A 15,185-nucleotide genomic window follows, 5' to 3' on the forward strand; every position below is an offset into this window, starting at 1 on the left:
TCACGGGCACTCATCCAGTTGGGCAACGCTGGCACGGGGCACGAAGGTGATGGTTTTTTCCTTGGCCTGCCAGGGCCGCACGATGTAGCTGCCATCCGAGTCGGCCATCACTCGCAGTTTTACGCTGCGCTTGGGGTTGTCGGTGTCTACCAGCGCGCCGGGGACCTTGGCCTCTGCCGCCCAGGTCATCAACGTACAAACGCGCCCTCCCGAGGCGGAGCCTTGCAGCGGCAGGCCACCCAACTTGGCCCCGCTCGCCGGGATCAGCCCGAGTAAAACGATGAGCGCAAAGGCCACCAATGAGGCGAACGCCACCGGGTTTTTCTGGACGCGCATGCGCACCACCAAGCAGGCGGCGCTCCCCTGGATCAGGAACAGCACGGCCATTTCGGCGGCCATGAACGGCGCAAAGAACACGGCGCTGTCGGAGTACTCGCTGAAGGCGCGGGAGACCGGCACCGTCACCATCAGAATGACCACCATTTGAACGACCCCGGCGCCAGCACTGGCCAGCCAGAACTCGCCGGACAACTCACGCAGGGCAACATCGGCGGGGCGCGCACGAATGATGATGCCGACATAGGCCACTACCGCCGCCATGATCGCCACGATCCAACTGAGCGTCAGCAAAAGCCCACTTTCGGCGTTCACGGACAGGTATACGGCGCACATCCAGAACACAAACATCACCAACAGGCTGGCCGCCCAATGTCCCAGTAACCTCCTGTGCTGGGCCGTCTCTTGCGGCGACTGCGGGCTGAGATTGAGTTGATCACTCAGGCGCACACCGGTGCCGTTCAGGCGCGTGAATAAGATGAACGTGGGCACCAGGATCGATGCACCCATCATGCCGATCACAAATACCAACATGGCGAACATCGCTGGCAATGCGGTGAACGCCGACGCCGACAAGATACTCAGCGGCACCTTTTCAATCTGGATGTACTGGTACAGGTACAGGCCTGCCACCGAGAGAATCCCCACCGTCAGCGGCCAGGCACGCTCATTGAGCCACAACAGGCCATTGCTCAATCTCGTGGCGTATTGGTCGACCTTGTTCGGTGCGGTGTCGTTGCCAACGGGTGAACATTTTTCCTCTTCCATGGATGTGTAGCCCTCTGCAAATGAGGGCCGAATCTTACCCACAATTTCCCGTGGCGGTCTGTCGGATGCGCGCACTGCGACCGCCGTGAAGCGCCCTACAGCGGATACACGGTTTTCAACTGATGAATGGGCCGGGGTATAGTCCCCCTACCTCAGCCGCAGCCGTGCGCCATGCCATGAAACTTGCTCCCGACGACCTCAACCAGATCACCTCCACCACCCTGGGCCACTACAACAAGGTGGCCGAAGACTTCCGTGAAGGCACCCGCGATCACGATGTGAGCCAGAACATCGACGCGCTGTTGCGGCATATCCAGGGCACGCCGCCGTTCACCGTGCTGGATTTCGGCTGTGGGCCAGGGCGGGATTTGCAGACGTTTACGCGCATGGGGCATATCGCCGTGGGCCTGGATGGCTCCGAGCGTTTTGCGCAGATGGCCCGCGAAGACAGTGGCTGTGAGGTGTTGCAGCAGGACTTTCTCAAGCTGGACCTGCCCGCCGAACGCTTCGATGGGGTGTTTGCCAATGCGGTGCTGTTTCATATTCCCAAGCAGGAGTTGCCCCGAGTGCTCAAAGAGCTGCACGGCGCGTTGAAGCCTGGGGGCGTGCTGTTCAGCTCCAACCCTCGGGGTGAGAACCAAGAGGGCTGGAATGGGCCGCGGTATGGCTCTTATCACGACCTGCGGGCGTGGCAGGCCTTGCTGACCGCGGCAGGGTTTGAAGAGTTGGAGCATTACTACCGGCCGGCCGGGTTGCCGCGGGAACAGCAGCCTTGGTTGGCGAGTGTGTGGCGTAAGATTTAGTGCTGCATCGCCTGTACATGCTTCATCGCAGGCAAGCCAGCTCCCACCTTTGGAATGCATTCCCCTGTGGGAGCGGGCTTGCCCGCGATGGCGCCGTAACGGGCAGCGTTATTTCACCTGATACACCACCGGCTCCTCCCCCGCCACAAGCACCGTCACACTGCGCCCGGCATACCCCTGTTTTTCCACCGCCGAGAAATTCGCCACCAGCCGCGTTCCATCGGCGAAGGTGGTTTGCTGCAGCTGTTTGTCCACCGTCAGCCAACGGAAACCAGTCATTTCCTGGGTCGCCAAGCGCTGGTGCAACGGCCGGAAGAAGCGGTCCTGGCGCTGAATAATCGGCAGCCGCGCCTTGAGCGTCGCAGCACTGAGGTGGTACAGCGGCGGCACGTTGTAGAGCAGTTGGGTCAGTTCATTGTCGCCCTGCACATTGCTCAGTTTGAGGCTGTCGAACAGCCAATGATGGGTGGTGATCACCGAGCCGTGGAACACCGCCTGATACAACGGCAGGCGCATCGTCGGTTCGAAATACAGCGTGCGAAACGGCTCCTTCAACGGCACCGATTTGAAGAACACCGCCGGTTGCTCCGTGGGGTACCAGTTGCCTACGAAGTACGGCGACTGCGGGTCATGGGTCATCTCGCGGTCACCCCAGCCGATCACCGGGGTCTGCATGCCGTGGGCAAACAGGATGCCCTGGGCGGTGATCGCGTTACCGTCTTCAGAGCCTGTGACCAGCTTCGGCACGGTGTTGATCCAGCGGGAGGCGTCGATATTGCCTTCGGCGTTTTGTGCCTGGGTCATGCTGGCGTTGCTGCGATAGCTGTCGAACAGCATGCTGGTGGCGTAAGCATCGAGAAACCAGGCATTGAAGCCAGCCTTGGCGTGTACCGCCTTCACCCGCGCCTCCAGCAGCGGCCGGACACACCGCGGGTCGGTGTAATGGCCGGACTTCTGGAAACCGGTTTTCAGCTTGCCGTCTTTCAACACGATCGCGCAGTCGCGATAGGCCTTGGTGCCCAAGTGGGCAGTGGTCCAATCGGGGTTTTCGGTGGCGGACAGGGCCGTTTCATAGGAGTCGTAAGGCGCCATCAGAAAACCGGCTTCCACCCCCGCGCGAATCGCTTCGGGATGCCAGAGGCCACCCTCCCAACCTTCGCCCAAGGTCAGTAACAGACGCTGCAACCCGGCGTCGCGCAGGGTTTGAATGGCGCTACTGCCCCAGGTTTGCGGGCTGTCACTCAAGGCCCCCGCAAAGTCCACGGCCAGTTCACTGCGCAGCTCACCGTAGCGGGCGGCAAGGCGGGTCATGTCTGGGTCTTCGACTTGCCAGGCCTGCCGGGCCTTGGTGTTGATCGCCGCGTTGACACCGCGCAGCAGCACGGTTTGCTCATAGCGATTCAAGGGAGTGGGCTGCGCCAGCAGCTGTGCGCTCTCCTTGTCCATCAGCGTCTTGAGTTCATGGCTGCGCAGCCGTTTGATCAGTTTGGGCCAATCACGCACATCGCCCAAAGCCAGCAGGCCGTTGTCCCAGAGGTACACATGGCTGGCGCCCAGCAGCTTCTGGGCTTCAGGTGTTTGCCGCAGCTTGTCCGCCAACGGTTCATAGCGGCCCTGCTCCACCAGCCACTGGCGATAGCGCTTGGCGCCAGCCAATGGGTCGGCATCGCCCAGGTACAGCCGCAGCGTCATCGGCGCATCAGGCGCCAGCGAGGTGAATTCATGGGCCGCGGAGAGGGCCAGGCCGTTGCCGTCGGCTTGCCATTGCAGGCGGTTGTTGTAGGGGTTGGTCAACAGCCAGTTCAACGTGAAGCCACCGTGATCCACGCCCCACAGCGGCAGGCTCAGGTCCTGGGTGGTATTGAACTCACCCCGCTCCAGCAGAAACGTCTTCCAGATGGCATTGGCAGGCACGTAATGCCCCTCGGCCAAGGGCCAGATCAACCCTCGCCCCATGGCCTCGGCAGGCTGGCGCAGCAGGGCCAGCTCACCGGGCTCGCGGGCGTTGATGGTCAAGGCCAGGTCGCGCTGTTGCAGGCGGGCGGTCAGGCGATAGGCGCCGTTGTCCCATTGCCAAGTGGCTTGATCAGGCGTGTTCTGCAATTGGCTGACGGCATGCGTGGCCACACCGCTGGATGCCTGCACCGAAGTCTGGCCTGCGGGTGTCACGCGCAGCGCCAGGGTGGCGGGGTCGAGTTCGACGCGCCACAAGGCGTTTTCCAGTACGGTGGCGGCGAAGGCAGGCGGTGCGAGGAGCAACGCGCAAAACAGCAAGGTGATACGCAGGCACTGCATGAGGACCGACCTGGGTTTGGAATGAGGACCAGAGGGTACAACATGCAAGGGTCAGCCAGGATGACGTCGGGATTTTTCAGAAGCTTCACACAGCCTCAGTCAGTTAAGGCTCTTTTGTAGGAGCGAGCTTGCTCGCGAAAAACTCACAGGCGCCGCGTTTACTCAGGAAGCACGCGTTATCGTTGACGTTTTTCGCGAGCAAGCTCGCTCCTACAGAATTAATCCTGTTGTGGCTGATGTTCCTGTTTCGGCTCGCGAATCTTGTACCAGGCCACATACAGCGCCGGCAGAAACAGCAACGTCAGCAACGTCGCAATGATGATCCCGCCGATCATCGCGTAGGCCATCGGCCCCCAGAACACCTCTCGTGCAATCGGGATCATGCCCAGGCTCGCCGCCGCAGCCGTTAGCAGAATCGGCCGGCGCCTGTGCTCTGTGGCTTCCACCACCGCATCCCACGGCGTGTAGCCGGCCTCTTCGTACTCGTGGATCTGTGTGACCAGAATCACCGAGTTGCGGATGATGATGCCGATCAGCGCCAGGATACCCAGGATCGCCACAAAGCCCATGGGCGTGCCCGTGGGAATCAACGCCAGCACCACGCCGATCAGCCCCAGTGGCGCGACGCTGGCTACCAGGAACATCTTCTGCACGCTGTGCAACTGGATCATCAGGAAGGTGGCCATCAGGAACAGCATCAACGGCACCACCTTGGCGATAGGTCCCTGAGCCTTGCCACTTTCTTCCACAGTGCCACCGGTGGCGACTTTGTAGCCCACCGGCAAGCCTTCGCTGAATTTCTCGATGGTCGGCGCCAACTGCTTGACCAGGTCGGTCGGCTGCATCTCATCGCGCACCGCGGCCTTGATGGTAATCGTCGGCTTGCGGTCACGACGCCAGACCAGCGGCTGCTCCAGCTCGTAACGCACGGTGGCGAACGCCAGCAATGGAATCGAGGTGCCGTTGGGCGTAACGATCTGCAGGTTCTGCAAGGTTTCCGGCGTACCGCGCTCGGCATCCTCGGCGCGGCCGACCACGTTGATCAGGTAGATATCGTCGTGCACCTGGGTCACCGCCGCGCCGCTGACCACGCTGTTCATCAACTGCGCCACGTCTTCCGACGAAAGCCCCAGTTGCCGCGCCTTGTCCTGGGCGATGTCGACGCGCAGCACTTTGCCCGGCTCGTTCCAGTCGTAGATGATCTCGCCCAGGTGGGTGTTCTGATCCAGCAAGGTCGCCAGTTCAATGGCGTGTTTGCGCACCTGGTCGATGTCTTTGCCGGACACGCGGTACTGGATCGGCCGCCCTACCGGCGGGCCCATTTCCAGCGGCTGCACGTAGCTGCCGATACCGACAAAATCATCGCGCAAGCGTTGTTGCAGGCGGGCGATCAGGGCGCCACGCTCTTCCAGGCCCTTGCTCACAATCACCAGTTGCGCGTAGTAGGGGTTTTCCAACTGCTGGTCCAGCGGCAGGTAGAAACGGATCGCGCCCTGGCCGATGTAGGTGCTCCACCGGGCGATGTCCGGGTCGTCCTTGATGATCGCTTCGAGGCGGTCAACGGCCTTGCGCGTCTCGTTGATCGAGGCGTTTTGCGGCAGGTTCAGGTCGACGAGAATTTCCGGACGGTCCGACGACGGGAAGAACTGGTTCTGCACAAATTGCATGGAAAACACCGAGGCCACGAACAGCGCCACGGTGATACCAATCGCCCACCAACGGTTGCGCATGGCCCACAGCATGCCGCCATTGAAGGCACGGCCAATGCGCCCCGGCTCGGCGTTGTGCGGTTTCACATTGGCGCTGAGGATATGCACGCCGATCACCGGCGCAAACAGCACCGCCACCACCCACGACACCAGCATCGCCACGGCAATCACCGCGAACAAGGTAAAGGTGTACTCGCCCGCCGAACTGGCGTTGAGGCCAATCGGCACGAAGCCGGCCACGGTCACCAGCGTGCCGGTGAGCATCGGGAAGGCCGTGGAGGTATAGGCGTATGTCGCCGCCTGTTCCTTGGTTTCGCCTTTTTCCAGGCGCGTGATCATCATCTCCACGGTGATCATCGCGTCATCCACCAGCAGGCCGAGGGCGATGATCAATGCGCCCAGCGACACGCGCTGCATGGTGATGCCGCTGTATTCCATGAACACGAACACCAGCGCCAGCACCAACGGAATCGAGCACGCCACCACCAACCCGGCGCGCATGCCGAGGCTGATAAAGCTCACCACCAACACGATGATCACCGCCTCGAACAACGCGCTGGTAAACCCGCCGACGGCTTCTTCCACCACTTCGGCCTGGTCGGACACCTTGTGCACGCCGACGCCCACCGGCAGGTCGGCGGTCAGCTCGTCCATGCGCCCGTGCAGGGCCTTGCCGAACGACTGGATATTGCCGCCCTTCTGCATGGCGATGGCCAAGCCAATCGCCGGTTTGCCGTTGAAGCGGAACATCGGCCGCGCCGGGTCCACATAGCCACGGCTGATGTCGGCAATATCCGCCAGCCGGTAGAAACGGTCATTGAGGCGCAGGTTGACGTTGGCCAGGTCTTTCTCCGAGGCGAACTGCCCGGAGGTGCGCACCGAAATCCGCTCCGGCCCAGCCTCGATCACCCCGGCCGGCGTTACCGCATTCTGCGATTGCAGGCTTTGCACGACCTGGCGCTGATCAATCCCCAGTGCCGCGAGTTTGCGCGTGGAGAAATTCAGGTAGATCACTTCGTCCTGCTGGCCGATCATTTCGACCTTGCCCAGCCCTGGTACCGAACGGATTTCGGCGCGCACCTGCTCCACGTAATCACGCAGCTGACGCATCGACAGGCCATCGCCGGTAAAGGCATACACCGAGCCGAACACGTCACCGAATTCATCGTTGAACGACGGCCCCTGCAAACCCTGGGGGAAGGTGCCGCGGATATCATCGATCTTCTTGCGAACCTGGTACCAGATCTCCGGGATGGCCTTGGCACTGGTGGTGTCCTTGAGGAACACGAACACCGTGGACTCGCCCGGCCGGGTGTAGCTTTTCACGTAGTCGAGGGAGTCGAGTTCCTCGAGTTTTTTCTCGATGCGGTCGGTGACCTGCTTGAGGGTTTCTTCCTGGGTCGCGCCCGGCCAGCGGGTCTGGATCACCATGGTCTTGATGGTGAACGACGGGTCTTCTTCACGGCCCAGGTTCATGTACGAGAACACGCCCATCAGCAGCGCGACGAACATGAGGTACCAGACGAAGGACTGATGCTTGAGGGCCCAGTCGGATAAGTTGAAGCTCCCTTTCATCGCGGGCTGTCCTCGTCGATTTTGACTTTTTGCCCAGGTTTCAGGCTGTTCACGCCGGCGGTGACAATGTGCTCGCCGGGTTTGACGCTGCCATTGAGCAAGGCGCTGTGAGCATCACGGCTGATAACCGTGACCTCGCGGGGTTGCACGGTCTGGCTCTGGGTGTCGAGCAGCCAGATACGGGTCTTGCCGTCGACTTCCTGCAAGGCGCTCAGGGGCAGTTCGATACGCGGGGCGATGGCGGTGCTCAAAGTCACGCTGATTGCCGTGCCCAGGCGGAACGCCGGCGGGGTTTCGGCCAGGCTCAGGCGTGCGCGACGGGTGCGCGTGGCACTTTGGGCCTGAGGCTCGATCTCACGCACCACGGCAGTGGTGTGCACGCTGGGGTCCAGTTGGCCGGCGACGAGGAACACTACATCGGCAGGCAAGCGTTCAGCCAGGCCGGCGGGCAGGTCGATCACCGCTTCCTTGATGTCCGGACGGGCCAGGGTCACCACTTGCTGGCCGGCGCTGACCACCTGGCCGGCTTCGGCATTCCAGGCGGTGACGATGCCGGCATGGTCGGTACGCAGTTCGGCGTAGTTGAGCTGATCCTTGGCCTGGTTGACCGAAGCACGGGCCTGGTCGAGGGTCGCCTGGGTGGTTTTCAGGTCGGTCTGGGCCACATCCAGCTGGGCCTGGGCGCCGACGCCACGGTTGAACAGCTCCTGTTGCCGCCGAGCGTTGGCCTGGGCGTTGATGAACTGCGCCTGTACGCGCGCCAGGTCGCCCTGGGCAGCGCGCAATTGGTTCTGCTGGTCGGTGGGGTCAAGCACGGCGAGCAGGGCGCCCTTCTCCACTTCGGCGCCGACATCCACAGCGCGACGGGCGATGCGGCCCGGCACACGGAAACCCAGGTTGCTTTCATAGCGGGCCTGGATGGTGCCGGCGAAACGGCCCAGGTTTTCCTGGTCTTCAGCCTTCACTTCCATGGACAGCACCGGGCGTATGGGTTCGGGCGGCGCCTCTTCCTTGGAGCAGGCCATCAGCAACAGGCTGGCGGCGACAATGAGCGTCAATTGCTTCATGGCTGCGCTCCGGGTTGGGCGATCTCGACGACCATGCCGGGGTGCAGCAATTGCCCACCGGCTATCACGACTTTTTCACCGCCTTTGAGGCCCTCGCCGATGATCACTTTGCCGGTGAGGTAGCGCGCCACGGTGACCTTGTGCAACTGCGCCTTGCCTTCGCCGTCCACCAGCCACACGGCTGGCTCGTTGAGGTCTTTGGTCAGCGCTGACCAAGGCAGCTCGATGCTCGCCTTGGCCGGGCCATTGGCGGTGGCGCTGACCACCGACCCCAGTTCCATGCCCTTGGGCAGGCTTTGCAGGGCGATCTTCACTTGGACGGTGCCGGTATTGGCGGCCACGGCGGGCGTGACTTCGCGGACTTTGCCCACGGCCTTGATGCTCGGGTTGTCCAGCAGGCTCACCGTAATCGGCGCGTCGGGCGGCGGCTCCACCAGCAAGGACTCATACACGTTGAACACGGCGTCACGTTCGCCATCGCGGGCGAGGCTGAAGATCGGCACGGTGGCCTGTACCACTTGGCCGACTTCGGCCTGGCGCGCCGTGATGATCCCCGGGGCATCGGCAATCAGCGAGGTGTAGCCCAATTGTTCGCGGGCATTGGCCAACTGCGCCTGGGCGGCGGCCAGGGCACTTTGGCTGCTGCGCAGCGCGGCCTGGGCGGCGTCATATTCGCTGCGGCTGGTATAGCCTTTGGGCAGGAGTTTTTCCTGGCGCACAAAGGCGGCGGCGGTCTGCTTGACCCGCGCCTGTTCGGCCACGACCTGGGCCTGGGCCGAATCGACGTTGGTTTGCAGGTCCTTGGGGTCGAGCTTGGCCAGGACTTGCCTGGCTGTGACGCGGTCGCCCACGTCGACCATGCGCTGGATGATCTTGCCGCCCACGCGAAAGGACAGATCGGTTTGCACCCGCGCCTGGATATCACCGGTCAGCGTCACCGCCGCGGCGAAATCCGCCGACTGCACGGTTTGCACGAACACCCGTGAATGCTGCTTGGGCTCGGCTTTGTCCTGGCCACAGCCGCTGAGCAGCGCCAGGAGGCCAAGGCTGAAAATAAATGTCGAGGTGCGACCGCCCATGCAGGCTCCTTTTGCGTGATGCCGACGTTCAAGTGTGTATGCGACTGTGAGCTTAGATCAGGGTTCCTTATCTGCATGGAGGATCCCATACTCCAATGGTTCCCATGCTGACTAAATACACATGCTTAAAACCCTCGCGGTGGCCAATTACCGCTCGATCAACAAATTGGTGGTGCCCCTGGACCGGCTGAACCTGGTGACAGGGCCCAATGGCAGCGGCAAGTCCAACCTGTATCGCGCCCTGCGCCTGCTGGCCGAAACTGCCCAGGGTGGGGTGATCAATGCGCTGGCCCGCGAAGGCGGGCTGGATTCCACATTCTGGGCCGGGCCGGAAAACATCAGCCGGCGCATGCGCAATGGCGAAGTACCGGTGGAGGCCGTGGTCGCCCAAGGCGTCAAACGCTTGCGCCTGGGCTTTGCCGGGGAGGACTTCAGCTACGCCATCTCCCTGGGCATGCCCATCCCGGTTCCCGGCAGCGAGTTCAAACTGGACCCGGAGATTAAAAAGGAATGTATCTGGGCCGGCCCTCTCTATCGCCCGGCCAGCCTGCTGGTTCAGCGCTCGGGACCGATGGTACGCGCCCGTGATGGCCGCGCCTGGGACGTGCTGGCCCAACACACGCCCAACTATCACAGCCTGTTCGATCAGGTCGGCAGCCTGCGCGGTTCGCCGGAAGTGTTGCTGCTGCGCGAAAGCATCCGTGGCTGGCGCTTTTATGATCACTTTCGCAGCGATGTGGATGCGCCGGTACGCCAGCCGCAATTAGGCACGCGCACGCCGGTGCTGCATCACGACGGTCGGGATTTGGCGGCCGCGTTACAGACGATTCGCGAAGTGGGCGATGTCGAGGCGTTGCAGCACGCGGTCAGTGATGCCTTCCCCGGCGCACGGTTGCATATCGAACCGTTGCAGGGCGGACGCTTTGCCATTGAGTTCTATCAGGAAGGCTTACTGCGCCCGTTGTCGGCGGCGGAGCTGTCGGACGGCACCCTGCGTTACCTGCTGCTGATCGCAGCACTGCTGACCCCACGCCCGCCGACCATGATGGTGCTGAACGAGCCGGAGACCAGCCTGCATCCCGACCTGTTGCCGGCACTGGCGCGCTTGATTATCCAGGCGTCGAAGCAGTGCCAGGTGTGGGTGGTGAGCCATGCCAGCCGCTTGATTGCAGCGTTGCAGCAGGATGAGGGGTGTAACTCGATTGTGTTGGAGAAGGTGATGGGGGAAACGCGAATTGTAGGGCAGGGCATTTTGGATGCGCCGGCGTGGCATTGGCCGGAGTAGGAGCGAGCTTGCTCGCGAAAAACGTCAACGATAACGCAGCGCTATCTGGTAGCCCGCGTTGCCTGTGCGTTCTTCGCGAGCAAGCTCGCTCCTACAAGGACGGGGTGATCAATCAGCCCTGCCACTTACCGCCTTCGACAATCACACTCTCAGGCTTGGTGTCATCGCTCAGTTCTTTTCGCACATATTGGTCATAAAGCTTGAGCAGAAACTTCTCCTCGCCCAACTTCGCCAGCTCGGCATTCACCCAGTCACGCAGCTCGGTATTGCCCTTCTTCACCGCCGGGGCAATCGGCGCCTCATCACCCAGCTTCTCTTCCAGCACGCGGTAACCCGGGTTCTGCTTGGCCCAGCTGAACAGCACCAGGTTGTCCTGGGCATAGGCATCACCACGGCCGGCCGACAGAGCTTGCAGCGACTCGGAGTTCTTCTCGAACTTGAGCAGCTTCCAGTCCGGATGGTTCTTGGTCAGCCAGATATCCGCCGTGGTGCCGGTGGTGACGATGGTCGTGCGGGTTGCCAGGTCATCCAGGCTTTTGACGGCGCTGTCATTCGGCACCAGAGCCTGCACCGCGACTTTCAGGTTGGGGTTGGTGAAGTCCACCGCGTCCTTGCGTTCAGGCGTCACGGTCATGTTGGCGAGAATCAGGTCGACCTTGTCGCTTTGCAGGAACGGAATGCGGCTGGCCGGTTCCACGGCGACAAATTCCACCTTGTTTTCGTCGCCCAACAGGTCCTTGGCGAATTGACGGCCGATGTCGGTATCGAAGCCGACATAACGACCCGCTTCGTCCACAAAACCGAATGGCGGCTTGTCGGTAAACACGCCGACAATCAGCTTGTCCCGCGCTTTGATTTTGTCGATGTAGCTCACAGCCGCGGGTTTTACCGGCTCTTCGGCCTTTTTATCGCAGCCGGCCAGCAAGGCGACGGCAAACAGTGGCAGCAGTAACTTTTTCATATCAGCTCCAGTTCCTTGATCTTTTTGGGCAGTGTTGAAACAAAGGAGAACTTCTCCAGGAACTGCTGCGCGCGCGCGGTCTGCGGGTTCGTAAAGAATGCCTCGGGGGTGTTGTGTTCGAGGATGCGACCGGCCTCCATGAACACCACGCGGTCGGCGACGGCGCGGGCGAAGGCCATTTCGTGGGTAACGATCAGCAGGGTCATGCCATCGCGGGCCAGGTCCTGGATCACTTCCAGCACTTCCTTGACCATCTCCGGGTCGAGGGCCGCGGTGACTTCGTCAAACAGCATGACCTGGGGGTTCATGCACAACGAGCGGACGATGGCGATGCGTTGCTGCTGGCCGCCGGAAAGCTGGCGTGGGAAGGCGTCGCGCTTGTCGGCAAGGCCCACGCGCTCCAGCAATTTTTCCGCCTGCTCACGGGCCTCCCGGGGGTCGCGCTTTTGCACTTTGAGCGGGCCGAGCAGGATGTTGTCGAGCACGCTCATGTGCGGGAACAGGTGGTAGCTCTGGAACACCATGCCGATGTCCTGGCGTACCTGGCGCCAGTCGGTGGTTTTATCCAGCAGCTCTTTGCCGGCGAACCGCAGACTGCCGCTGTGTGCCACTTCCAACCCGTTCAAACAACGCAGCAAGGTGCTTTTGCCACAGCCGCTGGGGCCGAGGATCACCACCACTTCGCCGCGTTGCACGCTCAGGTCGATACCCTTGAGCACCTGCGCCTCGCCGAAGAATTTGTTGAAACCCTGGAACTCGATCAATGCGCTCATGCTTGGGCCCAGCGCCGTTCCAGCACCTTGGAGGCGGCTGACAACGGGTAGCAGATAAAGAAGAAAAACAGGAACAGCGCACCGTAGATCAATACCGACTCATAGGTGCGCTCGATGATTTGCTGGCCGACCTTGATCACATCCACCACGCCGATCAGCACCGCCAGGGAGCTGGTCTTGATGATGCGCGTGTACACATTGATGGTCGGCGGCGTCATGCGCTTGAGGGCCTGGGGCAGCAGTACATAGCCGTACAACTGTGGGCCGGACAGGCCAATCGACAAGCCCGCTTCGCGCTGGCCACGGGGCAGCGAATGCAGCGCGCCACGCACCACTTCGCCCACCTCGCTGGCGCCCCACAACGACAGCACCAGCACCGCGCACCAGAAACTCGGGATGCTCAGGCCGAAGAAGATCGGCACGCCAAAAAACAGCAGGTACAACCACACCAGCACCGGAATGGCGCGGAACAGTTCCAGGTAGACCCGCAACACGCCGTTGATCGCCTTGTTATTCAAAGTGCGCAGCACGCCGTAGAGCACGCCGCCAACCGTACTGAAGGCGATGCTCAAAAACGAAATTGACAGGGTTTGCGCAGCGCCCTTGCCCAGTTGCGGCAACGACACCCAGAGCAACTCAAGACCCGAACTGGCCATGTTGGAGCCTCCTTTCCAGGCGGCTGAGCAACAGCGACAACGGCAAGAACAACAGCACGCAAATCAGCGTCAGCACAGCGAGCATTTCGTAGGTTTTATAGTAGAGGGCGATATAGCTCTTGGTGGTATAGAGAATCTCCGGCACCGCCACCGCCGACACCACGGTGGTTTCCTTGAGCAGAAAAATGAAGTTGGCGAACAGCGCCGGCAGGCTGAGGATGCCGGCCTGGGGCAGGATCACATGGCGCAACAGTTGCCAGTCGGACAGGCCAATGGACTTGCCCGACTCGATTTGCGCTTGCGGCACCGCTTCCACGCCGGCGCGCAGCACCTCGGTGAGGTAGGCGCCGCCCAGAAAGGTCATGGTGATGATCGCCGCCCAGAACCCGGAAATATTGAAACCCAGGGCCGGCAGCGCGAAGTAGACGAAGAACAGTTGGATCAACAGCGGCGTGTTACGCGCCAGCTCCACATAGAGCGTCACCAGGCGCGACAGGTAAGGCGTACGAAACACCAGCAGCGCAGCGTTGATCAGCGCCACCAGCAAGGACGTGGCAATGGCGATCAGGCCGACTTGCAGCGTCACACCCACGGCCTTGAGAAACGCCGGCAGGGTGCTGAGGATAAAAGCGAAATCGAAGGTCATGTGCAGTCCATATCGCCGCATGGGTAATGCCGCGAGCGCAGTCCGTGCCGACGTGGATAACGTCAGCTAGCGCGAACTTTAAAGGTATAAAAATCAAAGTTTAAATACCGAAATAGCATATTGATATCACCCAAAAACCTAACCTCTGTGGGAGCTGTCGATCGTTCCCACGCTCTGCGTGGGAATGCAGCCCCAGGACGCTCTGCGTCCGCTCTAAAGTCGTGACGCAGAGCGTCACAGGAGACGTTCCCACGCGGAGCGTGGGAACGAGCAATCGCACAGTTTTGACTGTATTTCAGATAAAAAAACGCCGACGCTGTAGTAGCCGTCGGCGTTGAAACCTTGAAGGGGGTTTTGGCTTACATCAGAACGCTGGCACCACCGCGCCGTTGTACTTCTTCTCGATGAAAGCTTTGACTTCCGGGCTGGTCAGGGCCTTGGCCAACTTCTGGATAGCATCGCTGTCCTTGTTGTCCGGGCGGGCCACCAGGAAGTTTACGTAAGGTGATTTGGCGTCTTCGATGATCAGCGCGTCCTTGGCCGGGTTCAGGCCAGCTTCCAGGGCGTAGTTGGTGTTGATCAGGTCGAGGTCAACCTGGTCCAGCACCCGTGGCAGCAGGGCCGATTCCAGCTCTTTGAACTTCAGGTTCTTCGGGTTGCTGGCGATGTCTTTCGGCGTGGCCAGGGCGTTGGTCGGGTCTTTGAGGGTGATCACACCGGCCTTTTGCAGCAGCAACAGGGCGCGGCCGCTGTTGGAGCCTTCGTTCGGAATCGCCACGGTGGCGCCATCTTTCAGATCTTCGATTTTCTTGATCTTTTTCGAGTAGCCGCCGAAGGGTTCAACGTGCACGCCCACCACGGTAATCAGATTGGTGCCTTTACCCTTGTTGAAGTTTTCCAGGTACGGCAGGGTCTGGAAGTAGTTGGCGTCCAGGCGTTTCTCAGCGACTTGCACGTTCGGCTGTACGTAGTCGGTAAAGACTTTGATCTGCAGGTCCACACCTTCCTTGGCCAGGGTCGGCTTGATCAGCTCGAGGATTTCGGCGTGGGGAATCGGCGTAGCAGCCACCACCAGTTTCTCGCTGGCCTGGGCAAAGCCAGCAGTCAGGGCAGCCGCCAGAGCGGTAAACAACAGAACCTTTTTCATGCAATGTCCTTCTAACGACCGTTTTTATGTGAGGTGCCAGCGAAGTGCTATCGAGGCGTGGAAAGGACAATACCTAGATTTTTTA

General features: G+C 61.3%; 12 protein-coding genes. 2 read left to right on the forward strand and 10 right to left on the reverse strand.

What is annotated here, in order from left to right:
• Positions 1-1,104: a hypothetical protein gene (locus HU730_RS12025; RefSeq protein ID WP_186526710.1), complete on the reverse strand. Its 1,104-nt coding sequence runs from the start codon at positions 1,102-1,104 to the stop codon at positions 1-3.
• Between the two features lie 176 nt (positions 1,105-1,280).
• On the opposite strand from HU730_RS12025, the gene HU730_RS12030 reads away from it, so the two are divergent.
• On the forward strand, positions 1,281-1,907 hold the full coding sequence (locus HU730_RS12030; RefSeq protein ID WP_060764945.1) for a class I SAM-dependent methyltransferase: 627 nt from the start codon (positions 1,281-1,283) through the stop codon (positions 1,905-1,907).
• 108 nt (positions 1,908-2,015) lie between these two features.
• Here HU730_RS12030 and HU730_RS12035 read toward each other — a convergent pair whose 3' ends face one another.
• The 4 genes from HU730_RS12035 to HU730_RS12050 form a co-directional block, all read right to left on the reverse strand.
• The gene (locus HU730_RS12035; protein ID WP_186526709.1) at positions 2,016-4,202 is read right to left on the reverse strand and encodes a glycoside hydrolase; all 2,187 of its coding nucleotides are present in this window, start codon (positions 4,200-4,202) and stop codon (positions 2,016-2,018) included.
• Positions 4,203-4,420: 218 nt separating this feature from the next.
• Complete coding sequence (locus HU730_RS12040) at positions 4,421-7,486, reverse strand: efflux RND transporter permease subunit (RefSeq protein WP_032894148.1); 3,066 nt, start codon at positions 7,484-7,486, stop codon at positions 4,421-4,423.
• Positions 7,483-8,553 carry an efflux RND transporter periplasmic adaptor subunit gene (locus tag HU730_RS12045; protein ID WP_054920307.1) on the reverse strand — a complete coding sequence of 357 codons (1,071 nt, stop codon included), beginning with the start codon at positions 8,551-8,553 and terminating at the stop codon, positions 7,483-7,485. The genes HU730_RS12040 and HU730_RS12045 overlap by 4 nt, the downstream gene beginning before the upstream one ends.
• Complete coding sequence (locus HU730_RS12050; RefSeq protein ID WP_034125475.1) at positions 8,550-9,632, reverse strand: efflux RND transporter periplasmic adaptor subunit; 1,083 nt, start codon at positions 9,630-9,632, stop codon at positions 8,550-8,552. Before HU730_RS12050 ends, HU730_RS12045 begins: the two co-directional genes overlap by 4 nt.
• Before the next feature lie 121 nt (positions 9,633-9,753).
• Here HU730_RS12050 and HU730_RS12055 point away from each other — a divergent pair, with 121 nt between their 5' ends.
• Complete coding sequence (locus HU730_RS12055; protein WP_034125474.1) at positions 9,754-10,917, forward strand: AAA family ATPase; 1,164 nt, start codon at positions 9,754-9,756, stop codon at positions 10,915-10,917.
• Positions 10,918-11,029: 112 nt separating this feature from the next.
• Here the strand turns inward: HU730_RS12055 and HU730_RS12060 are convergent, their stop codons facing one another.
• The 5 genes from HU730_RS12060 to HU730_RS12080 all read right to left on the reverse strand — a co-directional run bounded on the left by HU730_RS12060 (position 11,030) and on the right by HU730_RS12080 (position 15,100).
• Positions 11,030-11,878 (reverse strand): transporter substrate-binding domain-containing protein, encoded by an 849-nt coding sequence (locus tag HU730_RS12060; protein ID WP_034125473.1) that lies wholly within the window; start codon positions 11,876-11,878, stop codon positions 11,030-11,032.
• Positions 11,875-12,651: an amino acid ABC transporter ATP-binding protein gene (locus HU730_RS12065; RefSeq protein ID WP_034125472.1), complete on the reverse strand. Its 777-nt coding sequence runs from the start codon at positions 12,649-12,651 to the stop codon at positions 11,875-11,877. The genes HU730_RS12060 and HU730_RS12065 overlap by 4 nt, the downstream gene beginning before the upstream one ends.
• Positions 12,648-13,307 carry an amino acid ABC transporter permease gene (locus HU730_RS12070; protein ID WP_034125471.1) on the reverse strand — a complete coding sequence of 220 codons (660 nt, stop codon included), beginning with the start codon at positions 13,305-13,307 and terminating at the stop codon, positions 12,648-12,650. Before HU730_RS12070 ends, HU730_RS12065 begins: the two co-directional genes overlap by 4 nt.
• Entirely contained in the window at positions 13,288-13,953 is a 666-nt protein-coding gene (locus HU730_RS12075) for an amino acid ABC transporter permease (protein ID WP_096143913.1), read from the reverse strand. The genes HU730_RS12070 and HU730_RS12075 overlap by 20 nt, the downstream gene beginning before the upstream one ends.
• A gap of 364 nt (positions 13,954-14,317) precedes the next feature.
• On the reverse strand, positions 14,318-15,100 hold the full coding sequence (locus HU730_RS12080; RefSeq protein WP_034125470.1) for a MetQ/NlpA family ABC transporter substrate-binding protein: 783 nt from the start codon (positions 15,098-15,100) through the stop codon (positions 14,318-14,320).
• Between the last annotated feature and the right edge of the window lie 85 nt (positions 15,101-15,185).

The sequence above is a fragment of the Pseudomonas sp. SWRI22 genome (assembly GCF_014268395.2).
Classification (GTDB): domain Bacteria; phylum Pseudomonadota; class Gammaproteobacteria; order Pseudomonadales; family Pseudomonadaceae; genus Aquipseudomonas; species Aquipseudomonas paracarnis.

Excerpts from the sequence above, each read along its gene's own strand:
- HU730_RS12025 (WP_186526710.1), bottom strand. The coding sequence starts at position 1,104 with ATGGAAGAGGAAAAATGTTCACCCGTTGGCAACGACACCGCACCGAAC.
- HU730_RS12030 (WP_060764945.1), top strand. The coding sequence starts at position 1,281 with ATGAAACTTGCTCCCGACGACCTCAACCAGATCACCTCCACCACCCTG.
- HU730_RS12035 (WP_186526709.1), bottom strand. The coding sequence starts at position 4,202 with ATGCAGTGCCTGCGTATCACCTTGCTGTTTTGCGCGTTGCTCCTCGCA.
- HU730_RS12040 (WP_032894148.1), bottom strand. The coding sequence starts at position 7,486 with ATGAAAGGGAGCTTCAACTTATCCGACTGGGCCCTCAAGCATCAGTCC.
- HU730_RS12045 (WP_054920307.1), bottom strand. The coding sequence starts at position 8,553 with ATGAAGCAATTGACGCTCATTGTCGCCGCCAGCCTGTTGCTGATGGCC.
- HU730_RS12050 (WP_034125475.1), bottom strand. The coding sequence starts at position 9,632 with ATGGGCGGTCGCACCTCGACATTTATTTTCAGCCTTGGCCTCCTGGCG.
- HU730_RS12055 (WP_034125474.1), top strand. The coding sequence starts at position 9,754 with ATGCTTAAAACCCTCGCGGTGGCCAATTACCGCTCGATCAACAAATTG.
- HU730_RS12060 (WP_034125473.1), bottom strand. The coding sequence starts at position 11,878 with ATGAAAAAGTTACTGCTGCCACTGTTTGCCGTCGCCTTGCTGGCCGGC.
- HU730_RS12065 (WP_034125472.1), bottom strand. The coding sequence starts at position 12,651 with ATGAGCGCATTGATCGAGTTCCAGGGTTTCAACAAATTCTTCGGCGAG.
- HU730_RS12070 (WP_034125471.1), bottom strand. The coding sequence starts at position 13,307 with ATGGCCAGTTCGGGTCTTGAGTTGCTCTGGGTGTCGTTGCCGCAACTG.
- HU730_RS12075 (WP_096143913.1), bottom strand. The coding sequence starts at position 13,953 with ATGACCTTCGATTTCGCTTTTATCCTCAGCACCCTGCCGGCGTTTCTC.
- HU730_RS12080 (WP_034125470.1), bottom strand. The coding sequence starts at position 15,100 with ATGAAAAAGGTTCTGTTGTTTACCGCTCTGGCGGCTGCCCTGACTGCT.